Origin of the sequence: Anaeromyxobacter dehalogenans 2CP-1 (assembly GCF_000022145.1) — a bacterium.
GTDB lineage: Bacteria > Myxococcota > Myxococcia > Myxococcales > Anaeromyxobacteraceae > Anaeromyxobacter > Anaeromyxobacter dehalogenans.
In genome coordinates this window covers 234,478-249,675 of sequence record NC_011891.1, presented here as the reverse complement: position 1 = coordinate 249,675, position 15,198 = coordinate 234,478, and the positions used below count along the sequence as shown (strand labels likewise).

At 76.5% G+C, this 15,198-nt stretch carries 18 protein-coding genes; 10 read left to right on the top strand and 8 right to left on the bottom strand.

The features are described from left to right. Nucleotides 1-33: 33 nt before the first annotated feature. Entirely contained in the window at nucleotides 34-813 is a 780-nt protein-coding gene (locus A2CP1_RS01160) for a hypothetical protein (RefSeq protein WP_012631656.1), read from the bottom strand. A 192-nt stretch (nucleotides 814-1,005) separates the two neighbouring features. Here A2CP1_RS01160 and A2CP1_RS01155 point away from each other — a divergent pair, with 192 nt between their 5' ends. Next, complete coding sequence (locus A2CP1_RS01155) at nucleotides 1,006-1,875, top strand: M48 family metallopeptidase (RefSeq protein WP_012631655.1); 870 nt, start codon at nucleotides 1,006-1,008, stop codon at nucleotides 1,873-1,875. 6 nt (nucleotides 1,876-1,881) lie between these two features. Here A2CP1_RS01155 and A2CP1_RS01150 read toward each other — a convergent pair whose 3' ends face one another. From A2CP1_RS01150 to A2CP1_RS01135, 4 genes are all read right to left on the bottom strand, one after another. Next, entirely contained in the window at nucleotides 1,882-2,490 is a 609-nt protein-coding gene (locus A2CP1_RS01150) for a LysE family translocator (RefSeq protein ID WP_012631654.1), read from the bottom strand. A gap of 7 nt (nucleotides 2,491-2,497) precedes the next feature. Beyond that, nucleotides 2,498-3,016 carry a 3'-5' exonuclease gene (locus tag A2CP1_RS01145; protein ID WP_012631653.1) on the bottom strand — a complete coding sequence of 173 codons (519 nt, stop codon included), beginning with the start codon at nucleotides 3,014-3,016 and terminating at the stop codon, nucleotides 2,498-2,500. A gap of 2 nt (nucleotides 3,017-3,018) precedes the next feature. Next, on the bottom strand, nucleotides 3,019-4,266 hold the full coding sequence (locus tag A2CP1_RS01140) for an MFS transporter (RefSeq protein ID WP_012631652.1): 1,248 nt from the start codon (nucleotides 4,264-4,266) through the stop codon (nucleotides 3,019-3,021). A gap of 193 nt (nucleotides 4,267-4,459) precedes the next feature. Continuing rightward, the gene (locus A2CP1_RS01135; RefSeq protein WP_012631651.1) at nucleotides 4,460-4,750 is read right to left on the bottom strand and encodes a hypothetical protein; all 291 of its coding nucleotides are present in this window, start codon (nucleotides 4,748-4,750) and stop codon (nucleotides 4,460-4,462) included. 305 nt (nucleotides 4,751-5,055) lie between these two features. Here A2CP1_RS01135 and A2CP1_RS01130 point away from each other — a divergent pair, with 305 nt between their 5' ends. From A2CP1_RS01130 to A2CP1_RS23360, 6 genes are all read left to right on the top strand, one after another. Then, the gene (locus A2CP1_RS01130; protein WP_012631650.1) at nucleotides 5,056-5,331 is read left to right on the top strand and encodes an STAS domain-containing protein; all 276 of its coding nucleotides are present in this window, start codon (nucleotides 5,056-5,058) and stop codon (nucleotides 5,329-5,331) included. A gap of 121 nt (nucleotides 5,332-5,452) precedes the next feature. Next, nucleotides 5,453-7,276, top strand: coding sequence for a GTPase HflX (gene hflX, locus A2CP1_RS01125; protein ID WP_012631649.1), 1,824 nt, complete (start codon nucleotides 5,453-5,455; stop codon nucleotides 7,274-7,276). A gap of 43 nt (nucleotides 7,277-7,319) precedes the next feature. Further along, a complete protein-coding gene (locus A2CP1_RS01120; RefSeq protein WP_012631648.1) occupies nucleotides 7,320-8,297 on the top strand; it encodes a hypothetical protein in 978 nt (325 codons plus the stop codon). A 57-nt stretch (nucleotides 8,298-8,354) separates the two neighbouring features. Then, complete coding sequence (locus A2CP1_RS01115; protein WP_012631647.1) at nucleotides 8,355-9,044, top strand: hypothetical protein; 690 nt, start codon at nucleotides 8,355-8,357, stop codon at nucleotides 9,042-9,044. Between the two features lie 57 nt (nucleotides 9,045-9,101). Next, a complete protein-coding gene (locus A2CP1_RS01110) occupies nucleotides 9,102-10,058 on the top strand; it encodes a COX15/CtaA family protein (protein ID WP_012631646.1) in 957 nt (318 codons plus the stop codon). A gap of 176 nt (nucleotides 10,059-10,234) precedes the next feature. Then, nucleotides 10,235-10,405 carry a hypothetical protein gene (locus A2CP1_RS23360; protein WP_012524290.1) on the top strand — a complete coding sequence of 57 codons (171 nt, stop codon included), beginning with the start codon at nucleotides 10,235-10,237 and terminating at the stop codon, nucleotides 10,403-10,405. A gap of 24 nt (nucleotides 10,406-10,429) precedes the next feature. Here the strand turns inward: A2CP1_RS23360 and A2CP1_RS01105 are convergent, their stop codons facing one another. Then, nucleotides 10,430-10,882 (bottom strand): CoA-binding protein, encoded by a 453-nt coding sequence (locus A2CP1_RS01105; RefSeq protein WP_012631645.1) that lies wholly within the window; start codon nucleotides 10,880-10,882, stop codon nucleotides 10,430-10,432. Nucleotides 10,883-11,135: 253 nt separating this feature from the next. Here A2CP1_RS01105 and A2CP1_RS01100 point away from each other — a divergent pair, with 253 nt between their 5' ends. Then, complete coding sequence (locus tag A2CP1_RS01100; RefSeq protein WP_041450413.1) at nucleotides 11,136-11,480, top strand: hypothetical protein; 345 nt, start codon at nucleotides 11,136-11,138, stop codon at nucleotides 11,478-11,480. 150 nt (nucleotides 11,481-11,630) lie between these two features. Here the strand turns inward: A2CP1_RS01100 and A2CP1_RS01095 are convergent, their stop codons facing one another. Further along, nucleotides 11,631-13,010, bottom strand: a complete 1,380-nt coding sequence (locus tag A2CP1_RS01095; protein WP_012631643.1) for a hypothetical protein — start codon at nucleotides 13,008-13,010, stop codon at nucleotides 11,631-11,633. A 177-nt stretch (nucleotides 13,011-13,187) separates the two neighbouring features. Between A2CP1_RS01095 and A2CP1_RS01090 the strand changes: the two genes are divergently transcribed. Together A2CP1_RS01090 and A2CP1_RS01085 are read left to right on the top strand one after the other, a co-directional pair. After that, on the top strand, nucleotides 13,188-13,463 hold the full coding sequence (locus tag A2CP1_RS01090) for an FmdB family zinc ribbon protein (protein ID WP_012524286.1): 276 nt from the start codon (nucleotides 13,188-13,190) through the stop codon (nucleotides 13,461-13,463). A 17-nt stretch (nucleotides 13,464-13,480) separates the two neighbouring features. Then, nucleotides 13,481-14,386: an RluA family pseudouridine synthase gene (locus A2CP1_RS01085; RefSeq protein WP_012631642.1), complete on the top strand. Its 906-nt coding sequence runs from the start codon at nucleotides 13,481-13,483 to the stop codon at nucleotides 14,384-14,386. Here the strand turns inward: A2CP1_RS01085 and A2CP1_RS01080 are convergent. Then, entirely contained in the window at nucleotides 14,383-15,198 is an 816-nt protein-coding gene (locus tag A2CP1_RS01080; protein ID WP_012631641.1) for a class I SAM-dependent methyltransferase, read from the bottom strand. The two genes, A2CP1_RS01085 and A2CP1_RS01080, sit on opposite strands and share 4 nt — an antisense overlap.

Genomic DNA, 15,198 nt, shown 5'->3' with positions numbered 1-15,198 from the left:
GGATCGCGCGGCGGCGCGATCCGGCGCGCCGCCTCACGGCAGCTTGTAGGCCACCGACGCGGCGATGGGCACGAGCCGCGGCCCGGCCGCGGCCGAGAGCTGCATGTAGACGAAGTACGCGAAGGCGGCGTTGTCCACCTTCTGCGCGGCGACGTCCTGGGTGGACACCACCCGCACCTCGTCGGCGGCCTCCTTCGTCACGAGCGCAGCCATGGCGGTGTCGTCGGAGCGGTACAGGTACGCGGCGCCGTCGATCCTGGCGTCGCTGTCCCAGAACACGAACGAGAAGCCCGTCACCACCGCGCCGTCGGGCAGGTCCACCGGGACCACCAGGAAGTCGTCCTCCCCCGCGGACTGGTAGCGCCCCACGCCGCCAGGCACGCTGAGCTGGGTGGTGGCGGTGGTGGAGACGCGCGGGAGGCCGGCGAGCGAGGACACCGAGACGACGCCGCGGGGGAAGCGCTGGCACACCACCGTGCCGTCCTGGCCGACCACGCGGATGGCGGAGCCGGGCGCGCAGGTGCCGGTGATGCGGGCCTGCTTGGTGGCGAGCACCTCGGCCTGCTTCACGATCTCCGCGGAGTGGAGCTCGAGCGCGCCCGAGACCTCGGCCGGCATCCGCTCGAAGGTGAGCCGGCCGGTCTGGATGCGCGCCGCGTCGATGGGCGCGCCGCCCGGGTACTCGCTGGAGAGCGGCGGCGGCGCGGGCGCGGCGGACGCCTCGGCGGCGCCGCGCAGGAACCCGAGCCCGAACACCCCCGCGGCCACCACCGCGAAGGCGGTCGAGAGGACCGCGACCCGCGTGCGCGACATGGTGACGCCCCCCTGCGTGAAGGATCGACCGTCCGCTTGTACCGCGAGGGAGCGGCGGGCTTCAAATCCGGGGACCGCGGGACGCGGCCCGGCCGCGCCGCGCCCCGGGCCGATCAGGCTTCGCGCCGCACCCCCGTGCGGACGATGACCCCGCCCCGGGCCGGCGCTAGAAGCGCGGCGGAGGGAACCGGCATGCACCGACCGTCTCGCACCCCGCTCCTCGCGCTCCTCTCGATCCTGGCGCTCGCCGGCTGCACCGGCAAGCAGCGCATCGCCACCGAGACCTCCATCGCCTCGGTGCTCATTCCGACCGAGCAGGAGAAGCAGCTCGGACTGCAGGTGAAGGAGCAGCTCGAGACGAAGGAGCACGTCCAGTACCTCGAGGACCCGGCCGTGAACGCCTACGTCCAGGGCGTCACCGGCAAGATCCTGGCGAGCGCCAAGAAGGAACGGCCGGACGTGGACTGGTCGGTGAAGGTCATCAACGACCCGAAGACGGTGAACGCGTTCGCGACCCCGGGCGGCTTCCTGTACGTGTACTCCGGCCTGCTGCTCGCCGCCGACGACACCGCCGAGGTCGCCGGCGTGCTCGGGCACGAGGCGGGGCACGTGGTGGCGCGCCACTCGGCCCGCCAGATGGTGAACGCCATGGGGCTCGAGACGGTCATGGGCATCGCGCTCGGGAAGAACCCGAACGGCGCGGCGCAGCTCGCGGCGGGGCTGGCCGGCAAGGGCACGCTGCTCGCGTACGGGCGCGCCGACGAGAGCGAGGCCGACGAGTACGGGGCCCGCTACGCGGCCGCGGCCGGCTACGATCCGCACGGCATCGCCACGTTCTTCCAGAAGCTGGAGAAGGGCGAGGGCAAGCAGCCGGGCTGGACCACCTACCTCTCGACCCACCCGGCCACGCCGGACCGGATCGAGAAGGTCGATCGCTACATCGCGGAGCACCACCTGACCGGCTTGGGCGGGCGGAGCGGCGCGGAGCTGGCGAAGGTGAAGGAGCGGCTGAAGGCGATCCCGCCGCCGCCCGCGCCGCCGGCGCAGGGCGCGGGCAAGTAGCGGCGATTACGCGCGCGGGCCGGACAGCCCCTTCGCGAGCTGCCACAGGCCGAACGCGAGCAGCGCCAGCCCGGAGATCGCGGTGAGCGCGCGCTGGGTGCGCGGGCCGAGCCGGCCCAGGCCGCCCGCCGTGGCCACCAGCGCGGCGTTGCCGCCGACGAGGAACGCGTAGAAGCCGGCCAGGAACCCGCCCGCGTCCGCCGGGCCGTCCCGCCAGGCGGCCGCGAGCACCGGGCCGCCCACCGCGCTCCAGAAGATCCAGGCGTTCGGGTTCGTGAAGTTGAGCAGCACCGCCCGCCAGAAGCCGCGCGGCGGCGCCCTCGCCTCGGGCGCGGCGAGCGGGGCGCAGAGCCCGCGCAGCGCCGAGAAGGCCAGCCACAGCACCACCGCGCCGCCGGCGAGCTGCAGCGCCCGGAGCAGGCCCGCCGGCACCTGCGCGAGCGCCACCAGCACCGCCGCGATGACCGGCGGATCCGAGGTGAGCGGCACGAGCACCACCGGCAGCGTGCGGACCGCGCCGTTCCGGAGCGACTGCGCGAGCAGGTAGGCCTGGTACGGCCCGGGCTGGGCGGCGGCGGAGAGTCCGAGCAGGGCGCCCTGGGCGAACGGCGTCACCGGGCGCTCACTTGAGGTTCAGCTTCAGGCCCATGTGCACGAGCTGGAGCAGCACGCCGGCGTTCGCCTTCGCGTCGTTCACCGGGTCGTGGTCGTGCGCGGTGGGGCGGAGGTGCTTCCACTGAGCGTGACCGTCCTTCACCATCCCGCAGTAGAGGTCGCCGATGCGCCGGCCGCTCCAGCCGAACGGGTTCCGGCCCAGGTACGTGTGGAAGTACCAGTTCATCCACTGCCAGTCGAAGGAGAGGTTGTCCGAGAACAGCACCGGCTTCCCCTTCGTGGTCTCCTGGATCCAGCGCTCGAACGCGGCCATCACCTCGCCCGGCTCGCCGAAGCGCAGGTGCTGCTCGCGGGTGACGGCCGAGATCGCGAGCGCCTCGGGGAGCCACAGGTCGGAGATGGGCCGGACCTCGCCGCGGAAGGTGCGCGACAGCCCCGGCTCCACCCGCACCGCGCCGAACGAGACCATGGAGTACTTGCCCGGGATGGGCCCGTCCGCCTCCACGTCCACCACGTACGCCGACATGCCTAGTCCGCCTCGACGTAGTCGAGCTCGACGCCGAACGTCTCGCGCAGGCCGAACGCGGACACGAGCGCGAGGCCGAACCAGAGCGCGCTCACCGCCGCCGCCGCGCCCACCAGCCCGAGGTGCGGGCGGGCCCACTGGAAGGAGAGCGTGCACACCGGGACCAGGCCGCGCACGAAGTTGGGCACGGTGGTCGCCACGGTCGCCCGCAGGTTGGTGCCGAACTGCTCGGCGGCCACGGTGACGAAGATGGCCCAGTAGCCGCCCGCGATGCCGAGCAGGCCGCAGGCGCCGAGGAACAGCGCCGGCGACGCGCCGCGGCCGGCCACGAAGTAGAAGACGTTGGCGGCGGCGAGCAGCGCCACGAACAGGAGCACCACCTTGCGCCGGCTCCGCCACACCTGCGAGAGGAACCCGCTCGACAGGTCGCCCAGCACCAGGCCGCCGTAGAAGAACATCACCGCGTCGCCCGCGGTCACCGGGCCGGTCACGCCCAGCGTTCGCCCGAACTCGGGCGCGAGCGCGACCAGGATCGCGTTCGAGCACCAGATCGGCACGCCGATCAGGATCGAGGAGAGGTAGCGGCGGAAGCGCTCGGCCCCGCGGAACACCGCCAGGAAGTCGCCCCGCCTCACGGCGGTGTGGCGCAGCGCCTGGAACATCCCCGACTCGCTCACCTTGATGCGGAGCACGAGCAGCAGGAGCCCGAGCCCGCCGCCCACCCAGTAGGCCACGCGCCAGTCGAGCGTCTTCGCCACCACGTTCCCGACGATGGCGCCCGACACGCCCACCGAGGCGACGAGCATGGTGCCGTAGCCGCGCAGCCGGGCCGGCAGGATCTCCGCCACCAGCGTCACCCCCGCCCCGAGCTCGCCGGCGAGGCCCAGCCCGGCCACGAAGCGGAGCGCCTTGTAGGTGGCGAGATCGTGCACGAACCCGTTCGCGATGGTGGCGATCGAGTAGAGCGTGATGGAGCCGAACAGGATGTGGAGCCGGCCCAGCTTGTCGCCCACGATCCCGAAGACGATGCCGCCGAGCAGCATCCCCACCATCTGCCAGTTCAGGACGGACAGCCCCTCCGACACCAGCGCGTCGCCGGAGACGCCGATCGCGGTGAGGCTGGGGATCCGGACGATGTTGAAGAGGATGAGGTCGTAGATGTCGACGAAGTAGCCGAGGGCGGCGACGACCACGGCCGCGTTCAATACGGTGCCGGCGCCCGCGCGGGCGCTCTGTGCGGGGGAGTCCATCGGTGCGGCGATATGACCACGCCGGAGACCTCCCGTCGAGGCGTGCGCCGCCGGCGCGGGCCGCGCAATCGGCGCGCGCCTGCCCGCTCCGCGCGCAGGGATCGCGCGCGGGGGAGGCGCGCCGGCGGGACATCCGCGTCACGGCACCGGCCCGCCGGTGTCGGATTTCCGGCGCCGGGCTGCCGCGGCCGGATCAGGCGACGCGGCGCGGCGGGCGCGGGTCGACCGGCGCGGGCGCGGGCTGCAGCCCGTCGCCGCGGGCCAGGCGGCCGGCCCAGATCCCCAGCCCGACCACGGGCGCGAGCAGGATCACGACGAGCGGGAACTCCACCAGCGCCGCCACGAGCGCGGTCATCCCGGCGGCGGTGGCGACGAACAGGAGGGCCATCGTCCAGGCGATGCGATCGACGAGGAGGTGGCGGAAGGAGCGGCGCCGGAGGTGCACGACGCCGTCGGCGCGACGGCGGACGACGAACCGGTTCATGGCGGTCTCCAGGCTTTGCAGATCCCGGACCACGGTGAGGGCCCGGTGAGCATGGCCCCGCCCCGGCCGGCCCCGCATCCTCCTCGCAGGGGATGGGGCGCGCCCGGTCCGGCGCCGGGGAAGGCTCCGCTGTGGGCGGCGCGCCCCTGCACCGATCGCGTGAGATCCCGTCCGCGCCCGCCGCGGCCTCGCCTCCGGTGCGTCATCATGCCGTCACCGCGAGTTTGCGGATCGTGCGGGCGGGCGCGGATAATCCTGGGGCAGCGACGGTGGCGCCGTCCGTGCGCCGCCCGGGGGACACAGCCATGGAACCGGCCATCGCGCTCGATGCGAACGCCATCCGCATGGACGGGGTGCTCGACGTGCCGACGGCCCGGCGGCTCGCGGCCCAGCTCGCCATCGCCCCGGCGGGTTCGCTCGTCCGGATCGACCTCACCCACGTGCGCGAGCTGCACGACTTCGGCCTGGCGGTGCTGGCGCAGGCGCTCTCCGCCCGCGGGATCCGCGTCTCGTTCCGCGGCCTCGGCCAGCACCAGCTCCGGCTGCTGCGCTACCTCGGCCTGGACGCGGTCGCCGCGTAGCCGGCCGGGCACCTGGCGGCGGCGCTCCCGCCCCCGCCGGCCGACCCCGCGCGGTCGGCCCCTCGCCCGCCGCAGATCGCGTCGATCCGGCGGCGGCGCCGCGATAGACTCCCCGCAACGAATGCAAGAAGTCCACGGCAACACCCTCGGCCTCAAGCCCTCGCAGCTCCACGCCCTCCGCCGCACCTACCGCCGCCGCGTCGACGCGCAGTCGATCGTGACGCCCGAGCTGGCGCGCCACCTCGCCGAGGTCTCCCGCGAGACCAACCGGCAGGTCGGCGTGCTCCTCGACCGCAAGGGCGACGTGCAGGCGGTGGTGGTCGGCGACGCCCGCAAGCTCGACCTCCCGGACGTCGGCCGCGGTCGCGCCGGCGAGAGCCGACTGCGCGGCCTGCGGCTCGTGCACACGCACCTGAACGGCGAGCCGCTCACCCGCGACGACCACACCGACCTGGCGCTGCTCCGGCTCGACCTCGTGGCGGCCATCGAGGTGCGCGAGGACGGCCTGCCGGGGCGGGTGCACTACGCCCACCTGCTGCCGGAGAACCCGCAGGGCGCCATGTGGAAGGACGAGGAGGCGCCCACCGTCCACGACCTCGCCTACGACGCGCTCTCCGGCGCGCTCGCGCTCGAGGACGAGTTCGCCCGGGCGCGCGCGGCGCGGCGCACCGGCGGCCGGGAGCGCGCCATCCTGGTGGGGTTCGGCGGCAAGGGGCGCGGGCGCGCCGAGGCGGAGGCCTCGCTCGAGGAGCTGAAGGAGCTGGCCCGCACCGCCGGCGTGGAGGTGCTGGAGGCGACGCTGCAGCTCCGCCGCGACCCGGACCCGCGCTACCTCATCGGCAAGGGGAAGCTCGAGGACATCGTCCTGCGCTCCATGCAGCGCATGGCCACGGTGATCGTGTTCGACGCCGAGCTGTCGCCGTCGCAGGCGCGCCACATCGCCGAGGCCACCAGCCTCAAGATCCTCGACCGCACCCAGCTCATCCTCGACATCTTCGCGCAGCGGGCCCAGTCGGCCGACGGCAAGCTGCAGGTCGAGCTGGCGCAGCTGAAGTACCTGTACCCGCGGCTGGTGGGACGCGACGACTCGCTCTCGCGCCTCGCCGGCGGCATCGGCGGGCGCGGGCCCGGCGAGACGAAGCTCGAGATCGACCGCCGCCGGGTGCGCGACCGGATCACCGCGCTGGAGCGGCGCATCGAGGCGCTCGGCGCCGACCGCCACCTGCGCCGCAAGCAGCGGAACGCCCGCGGCCTGCCGGTGCTCTCCATCGTCGGCTACACCAACGCCGGCAAGTCCACCCTGCTCAACGCGCTCACCGACTCGGCGGTGCTCGCCGAGGACAAGCTGTTCGCGACGCTCGACCCCACCAGCCGCCGGCTGCGCTTCCCGCGCGACCGCGAGGTGATCATCACCGACACGGTGGGCTTCATCCGCGACCTGCCGCCCGACCTCGTGAACGCGTTCCGGGCCACGCTGGAGGAGCTCGGCGACGCCGACCTGCTGCTGCACGTGGTGGACGCGTCGGACCCGCGGCAGGACGAGCAGATCGCGGCGGTGGAGGAGATCCTGCGCGGCCTCGGCCTCGACGGGAAGCGCCGCCTCCTCGTGCTCAACAAGGTCGATCGCCTCCCGCCGGAGACGCGGGCCGCCCTCGCGCAGCGGCGCGACGCGGCGGCGGTGTCCGCGGTCACCCGGGCAGGCCTGGCCGGGCTGCTCTCGCGCTGCGAGCAGCTGCTCTGGACCGACGGCCGGGTGGCGCTCGGCGACGTGATCGCGGCCCCCGCCGGCGAGGAGGGTGCGGGCGCCGCCGAGCACCTCGCGGACGTGGCCGCGCCCGAGCCGCTCGCCCCGGAGCCGCCCGCGCCCGCCGCCGCCTCCGTGCCGGGCCCCGGCGAGCCGGGCCCGCCGCGGCTGCTCCCGTCCTCGCTGCGCCGCGTCTCGTGAGGCGCCCCCCGGGCCGCCGGATCTCGTGAGAGGATGCCCCGCCATGCGCCGCGCCCCGCTCGCCCTGTGCCTCGTCGCCCTCGCCTGCTCCCGCAGCGACCCGGAGGCGCGCGCGCGCGTGCTCGGGCGCGAGGACCGGCCGCACGAGCCCGCCCCCGCCGCGTTCGACCCGGAGCACCCCGAGGCCGCGCTGGCGCTCGACGCCGACGAGGCGGCGCGCCGGCTGGGCGCGTTCGACTGGACCGCGGCGGCCGAGTGGACCGTCGCCGCGCCCGGCGACGAGGCGCGGCAGGTGCACGTGACCGAGCACCACCAGCTCCGCCAGTCCGCCACCGGCGAGTTCGAGGTGCGCGCCGAGATCGACCCCGGCCTCGGCCCCGGCTCGTCCGGCGGAAAGCAGGTGATCTGGACGGGCGGGACGACCTACGCCCGCGCGCTGCCCGCGCCGTTCCGGGAGCGCCCCACCGACCGCGGCCGCGACGCCCGCCGCTTCCGCGACGACAGCTTCCGCCTGGCCGGCACCGTGGCCGCGCTGGTCGGCCCGGCGCTCCGGCTCGAGCCCGCCGGCGAGGCGCGCCTGCTCGGCCGCGCCGCCCGCCGCTACCGCCTCTCGCTCGCGCCCCCGGCGCCCGGCGCCAAGCCGCCCGCCACGCCGCCGCCGCCGCCGGGGACGCCCGCGCCCGACCCCGACACCGCCCGCCGCCTCGGGTTCCTGCAGGGTCGCGTGCCGGTCGCCGCGGACGGTGAGCTGCTCGCCGACGCCGAGACCGGGGTGCCGCTGCGCGTTCGGCTCTCCGGCGCCTTCGAGGTGCCGAACGCACCCGGCGTGAAGGCGCGGATCGAGCTGCTCGCGGAGGTGAAGGCGCTCGGCGCGGCGGTCGGGGCGGTGACCGCGCCCGCCGGCGCGCTGCCCGACGAGCGCAAGCCGGCCGGCCCGTCCACCGCGCTCGAGGCCGCCGGCCTGAAGAAGCGCGGCGAGGAGCCGGCGCGGCCCGGCGAGCCCGCCGACGAGGGCGAGTAGCGTCGGCGCGTGCCGCGCCCCACGCGCGGCCGCAGATTTCCCGCCGGGGGAGTTGCCATGCGCGCCGCCTTTGCAGCGGGGATGGCGCTGGCGGTCCTGGCGAGCTGCCGGACCGTCCAGACGCGGCAGGACTTCACGCCGGTGTCCGACGCCGACTTCGGCCGGCTCGGGCCCGACCAGCTCGGGCCGGTGGGGCCGGCCCGCGCCGACGCGGCCGCCGCGCACGACGCGGTGGCCCGCGCCAAGCTGCGCCTGCAGGAGGCGAAGCGCGAGCAGGGCTACGCGGAGGCGGATCGCACCGCCGCCGAGGCCGACCTGCAGCGCGCCGCCACCGAGGCGAAGGGCGCGAACTCGGCCGGCGACACCGCCTGGAAGGCGCGCGCCCAGGCGCTCGCCGACACCGCCGGGCTGCGCCGCCAGGCGGCCGACGCGCACCTCGTGTTCGCGAAGAGGCTGGCCGAGGCCCGCCAGGCGGATGTCGACGCCGCCGAGGCGCACGCCGACGCCGCGCAGGCGCGCCTGGAGCAGGCGAAGCTGCAGGCGCTCGCGAGGGCGGGCATCCCGGCCGCCGGCAAGTACGACGCGCGGCGCTTCGACGCGCACCTCGCGAAGGCGGTCGCCGCCGAGCGGGAGGCGCAGGCGCGCGCCGGGGAGACGGGGCGCGCCGCGGTGGCCGCCGAGGACGGCTGGCGGGCGCTGCAGCGGCGGTGGGAGGCGCGGAGCCAGGGGCGGGGCGGCACCGGGTAGCGACGGTCCCCGGCGGAGCCGTTGCGTTCGGGCGACGGGCGTGGTCTTCCGTGCGGCATGAAGGCCTTCGCCCGCTTCGCCTGGTCGGTGCTCGCCTACAACCTCGCGGTGGTGGTGTGGGGCGCGTTCGTGCGCGCCACCGGGTCCGGCGCCGGTTGCGGCAAGCACTGGCCCATGTGCAACGGCGAGGTGGTGCCGCGCTCGCCGGCGCTCGAGACGGTCATCGAGTTCACCCACCGTGCCACGAGCGGCGTGGCGCTGCTCCTGGTGGTCGCGCTGGTGGTGGCGGCGCGGCGCACGTTCCCGCCCGGCCATCCGGCGCGCCGCTGGGCCTGGGCATCGCTCGGGCTCGTGCTGGTGGAGGCGCTGGTGGGCGCCGGGCTGGTGCTGTTCGGCTGGGTGGCGAAGGACGACTCGGCCGCGCGCGGGTGGGTGGTCGCGGTCCACCTCACCAACACGTTCCTGCTGGTCGGTGCCATCGCGCTCACCGCGGCGCTCGCCGGACGCGCGCGCGGGCTCGCGCTGCGCGGGCACGCCGGCCTCACCGGCGCGCTGGGCCTCGCCGCCGGGGCGCTCGTCCTGACCGGCGCGAGCGGCGCCATCGCCGCGCTCGGCGACACGCTGTTCCCCGCGACCTCGTTCGCGGAGGGGCTCCGGCAGGAGCTGTCGGAGGAGGCGCACGTGCTGCTCCGGCTCCGCGTGCTCCACCCGTTCGTGGCGGTCTTCTCCACGCTGGCGCTCGGCTGGGCGGCGCGGTCCGCGCTGCGCGCCCGGCCGGACGCGGACACGCGCGCGGCGTCGTTCGCGGTGCTGCTGCTCGCCGGCCTGCAGCTCTTCGCGGGCGTGCTGAACGTGGCGCTGCTCGCGCCGGTGTGGATGCAGCTCGTCCACCTGCTCGTCGCCGACCTGCTGTGGGTCGCGCTGGTGGTGCTCGCCGCCACCGCGCTCTCTCCGCCGGCGGGCGCGGCCAGCCCTGCCGGCGCGCGACCGGGCGACGCGCCGGCGCTCGGGTAGGCCACCTGCCGGTCCGCGCCTGCGCGCTCCTGTCCGCCTCCAGGGAGCACCTCGCCGGCGGCCGGCCTCCGTTCACGCACAGCGTCCCCCGCCTTGGCTGGGCCTGCGACGGAGCGGCCTGAAATGAACTTGCGACCCGGCCGTACAATCGATGTCGAGGTCGATCGGGGGTCGCCATGGCGAAGCTGGAGTCGGTCGAGGGCTACGGCGTGCTGGTGCTGGCGGTCGCGCTGCTCGCCGCGTTCACGCTGCGGATGTCGAACCCGCCGGCGGACGTCGTCCGGGCGGCGAGCGCGCCGCGCGCGGTGACGGTGCTGGAGGAGATCTCGATCCCGCTCGCGCCGTAGTCCCGGGGCCGGGCCGGTCCGTGCTCAATCCTCGGCCGGCCCGAGCCTGCGCCACTCCACCATCAGGCAACGATCCTGGACCACGCGGATCCCGGCCCTCGCGAGCGCCTCCGCGGCGAGGTCGTTGCGGATCCCGAGCTGGAGCCAGACCACCGCCGGCTTCTTCGCGACGAGGTCGTCGACGTGCGCCGGCACGTCGGCCGGGCGCCGGAAGACGTTCACCAGGTCCACCGTGCCGGGGATGGCGGCGATGGTCCGGTAGACCGGCGCGCCGAGGATGGTCTTCACCTCCGGGTAGTACACCGGGACCGGCACCACCTCGACGCCCGCGTCCTTCAGGTAGCGCGGCACGTAGAAGGCGGCCTGATCGGACTGGGCCTCGGTCTTGATGCCGAGCACCGCCACGCGCCGCACCGGCGCGAGCAGCCTCCGGATGTCCTCGTCGCGCTCGACCAGGTTCTCCCGCCAATCCGCCATCGCAGCCTCCTTTGGGGGTGACCAGCGTCCGCCGGCCCCACGGCTCCCCGCCCGCTTCAACTACTCTGGGTCCCGAGGCGGCGCGCCCGCAACGACTCTGGGTCCGGAGGCGGGCCGCGGGCAACCCGTCCGGAACGTAGGGGGTCAGCGGCGAAATCGGCCGGAATCGCGAGGGCTTGGCTGGACGGGCGGAGGGGAGGCTGGCGTCCTTCGAAAAATGGACACGCCCTGGGCGGCGCCTACGATGGCCCGCATGGAGACGAAGAAGAAGGGCACCACGGCGGTCGTGACGGAGGGCTCTGCCCAGGCGGCGCTTCGGCGCGGCCCGGCGCGCGAGCTGACGCCGGAGGAGGAGCGCGTCGTGCGGATGCGCCTCGGTGCGGCCCCGCCCCGCGCGGCGCCCCTCGAGCGCAGCGCCGAGGGGCTGAGCGACCTCGAGATCGAGGTCCTCTCCTACGAGATCGAGGCGTACATGAAGTGGCGGGAGCGCGAGCAGGCCACCGCGCCGGCGACTGCGCCGGTCCGGGCGCCGGCCGCCGCCGCCCCGTCCCGCGCCAAGGAGAAGATCATCCGCGCGCTCCGAAAGAAAGGCCTGTAGACGCCGAACCTCGCGAGCGCAGCGAGCCGGCCGGGGCGCCGTCGCGCGCGCAGCGAGGCCGCCCGCGCGGCGCACGGGGCCCGGCGAGCAGGGTGGGGCCCCGCGGAGCTCCGCTCCGTGGGGCGGGGCGCAGCCCCGTGAGACCTTCCTCTAGGGCGCCTTTCCTTCCAGCCGCACCACCAGCGCCCGCGCCGCGTCCCCCGGCGCGGGCGTCGCGTCTCCGGGCTCCGGGGGCAGCGCCCCCGCCGCGAGCAGGCCCGCGAGCAGCGGGGCCGCGCGCGGATTGCGCCACCAGTCCTCGTCGAGCCGCTCGCGCAGGTCGCGCCGGAGCCGCTCGCCGGCGTCCGCCCCGCGCAGCGCGGCCGCGTGCGCCGCGGCGTCCGCGTCGCGCGCGGCGCGCACGCCCTCCCAGCGGGCGCCGGTCGCCCCCTCCATCGCCTCGACGTACGCCTCGCGCCAGCGCGCGCCGGAGAGCCCGCGCTCCACCTCGGTCGCGACGCGCAGCGCCCCTGCGCGCGCGCGGAGCGCGAGCAGGCGCCGCAGCGCGAGGTCCCGCACCACGTCCGCCGCCTGCCGCCGCTCCACGCCGGCGCGGTCGGCGAGCCAGCGCGGCTCGAGCAGCAGCGAGCCGAGCAGCCACCCCAGCGCCGCGCCGAGCGCCGGATCGCGCCGGTGCGGCGGCGCCGCCGCTGCCCCGAGCGCGCGCCCCACCCCTTCGGCGAGATCCTGCCAGTCGCCGGCGCCGCCGCGGGGGCGGAAGGACATGCGCGCGCCGTGCACGTGCACGCCGGGCCACTGCGCCGGGCGCTCCGCCGCGTCCACCCGCGCCCGGCCGTCGAGGCCGAGCGGCTCGAGCGTGAGCTTCAGCGCGACCGGGAGCATCCCGGCGCGGAACAAGCCGTCCCAGCGCGCCAGCGCGGCGAGGTGCAGGAGGTCGGCGCGGGTGAGGTCGCCGGCGGGGAGCGGCGCGAGCGCGAGCTCGGCGCGGGCCCGGTACGCGAGCACGTCGCGCCAGGCGTCGTCGGAGGCGGCGAGGAGCTGGTCGCCCTCCACCACCACCCGCCAGTCGGGCGCGTGGCCCACCTCGGCGCGCGCCCGCGCCGCCGCCTCGCAGGCCGCCTCGCGGTGCGCCGCCGCCGGCTCGAGCGCCGCCGCGGCGGCCCGCGCCAGCGCCAGCCGGCGCTCGCGGTCCCGCTCGCGCAGCGCCGCCAGCTCCAGGGTCGCGAGCGGCGCCTCGCCGTCCGGCCCCCGCCCGCGCGCCGCGGCCTCCGCCGCGCGCCAGGCCTCCTCGCCCGCCGCGGCGGCCCGCCCGGCGCGGAGCGCCGCCACCCGCGCGGCGAGCGCCTCCTCGCCGGCCTCCCGGAGCGCGTCCACCGTCCGCCGGTGCGCCGCCTCCGAGTGCGCCGCGAACAGCGGCGCGAGCGACGGCTCGGGGTCCAGGCCGGCGGCGTGGCGCCCGCGCGCCTCCTCGAGCGCCGTGGTCAGCGCATCCAGCTCGCCCGCCAGCCGATCCCTCTCCTGCGCGTCCATGGTAGAAAGGCACCTCCGCCGCGGCCGCCGTCGCGGATCGGTCCGGCGCCCGGGTACTTAGCACGGCGCGCGGATCGCCACCGGCCCGCCGCGCGCGCCCCGCGCCGTCCCGCTGGACGGCCGATCGCTTGACAGAAGGACCCCGGACTTTACGTTCCGGGCTGGAGATTCTTCGCGATGCCCATCTACGAGTACGAGTGCCCCAAGTGCGGGAGGTTCGACGCCCTGCAGAAGATGTCGGATCCGGCGCTGCAGGTGCACGAGGTGTGCGGCTCGAAGGTGCGGAAGCTGATGTCGGCGAGCGCGTTCGCGTTCAAGGGCTCTGGCTTCTACATCACCGACTACGGCGGGAAGAGCGCCGCCGCCATCACCCCGGACCGGAAGCCGGAGAAGAAGGCCGAGCCGAAGTCCGAGGCCTGCGCGAGCTGCCCGGCCAACAAGTCGGCCGCCTAGCCGCGCCCCCACCCGCCGTGCGCCGCCTGACCCTGCTCGTGCCGGACGCCGATCGGTACGAGCGGATCGACCGGTTCATCGCCGCGCGCGGCGGGATCTCGCGCGGCCTGGCCCGGCGCGCCATCGAGGCGGGCGGCGTGTTCGTGGACGGGCGCCGCTGCAAGGTGGCGGGCCGCACGCTCACCCCCGGCCAGCAGGTGGTGGTGAACCTCGAGGAGGGCGGCCGCGCCGCGCCGGCGCTGGCCGCGCTGGGCCGGGAGCGGCTGCTCTACGCCGACGCGGACCTGTGCGCGGTGGACAAGCCCGCCGGCGTCCCGGCGCAGCCGACGCTGACGACCGATCGCGGCGCCTTGCCCGAGCTGGTCTCGGCGCTGCTCGGCGCGCCGGTGACGCTGGTGCACCGGCTCGACCGGGAGACCTCCGGCGTGACGGTGTTCGCGCGCACGCGCGACGCCGCCGCGGCGCTCGCCGAGGCGTTCCGCACCGGCACGCCGGAGAAGACCTACCTCGCGCTCTGCGCCCGCGCGCCCTCGCCGGCGGAGGGCCGCGTCGCGCTCGCGCTCGGCAAGGACCCGGCGCGCCCGGGCCTGCGCCGCGTCGATCCGGCCGGCGACCCGGCCGCCACCCGCTATCGCACCCTGCGTGAAGCGCCGGGCGGCGCGCTGGTGGAGGCGCGCCCGGAGACCGGCCGCACCCACCAGATCCGCGTGCACCTCGCCGCGCTCGGCGCGCCGCTGCTCGGCGACGCGCGCTACGGCGGGCCGCGCCGGGTCGGGGAGGTGGCGGCGCCGCGGGTGATGCTGCACGCGACGCGGCTCGAGCTGCCGCATCCGGCCACCGGCGCGCGGATGGTGTTCGAGGCCGAGCCGCCCGAGGACTTCCGCGCGGTCGAGGCTGCGCTCGTCGGCCCGCCGGAGCGCTAGGGCCGCCGCCGCCCCACCACGTACGCGATCCACCCGCCCTGGTTCGAGGCGGAGCGGCGCGGCACGTAGCGGGTCGCGCCCCGCGGCGCCACGTCCCACAGCACCTCCGGCTCGAGCCCCGCCTCGCGCATCAGCTCGGTGAGCTCCGGGACGGTCCAGAGCCGCCAGTCGTAGGTGAACGCGCGGCGCAGGCGCCGGCCGCCGGGCAGCTCGAAGTGGATGGCGCAGCGGACCCGGCGGGTGATGGGATCGAACGACTCCTGCTCCCACACGTAGCTCACGCCGCCGCCGATGCGCCGCCGCTCCACCAGCTCCTTCTCGGCGTCCCAGCCGCCGTACGCGTCGAGGAGCAGCGCGCCGCGGGGCGCCAGCGCGCCGGCCGCCGCCGTCAGGTAGGCGCCGAGCGCCTCGCGCGTCTGGAGCACGCCGTAGCTGAAGTTGAACGCGATCACCGCGTCGAACGGCCCCGGCGGCCCCTCGCGCACGTCGGCCTCCACCAGCCGCAGCCGCGCCGCGGCCGCGCCCAGGCCGGGCACCCGGTGGGCGCGCGCCCAGGCGTGCACCGCGGCGTCGAGGTCCACCGCCACCGCGCTGCGATCCCGGCCGCGCCGGACCCAGGCCGCGGAGAGCAGCGCGGTGCCGCTGAAGTCCTCGCGCAGCCGCCGCGGCGTCCCCCCGCCGCGGCGCACCGCCCGGTCCACCAGGTCGAGCTCGCTGTCGGCGTGCTGGACGGCGCGCTCGTACAGGACGTGGCGGTCGTGCGGCGGCGGGCGTGGGGCGGCGGGGCGGGCTCGGCGGCTTCGGTCGGTCAT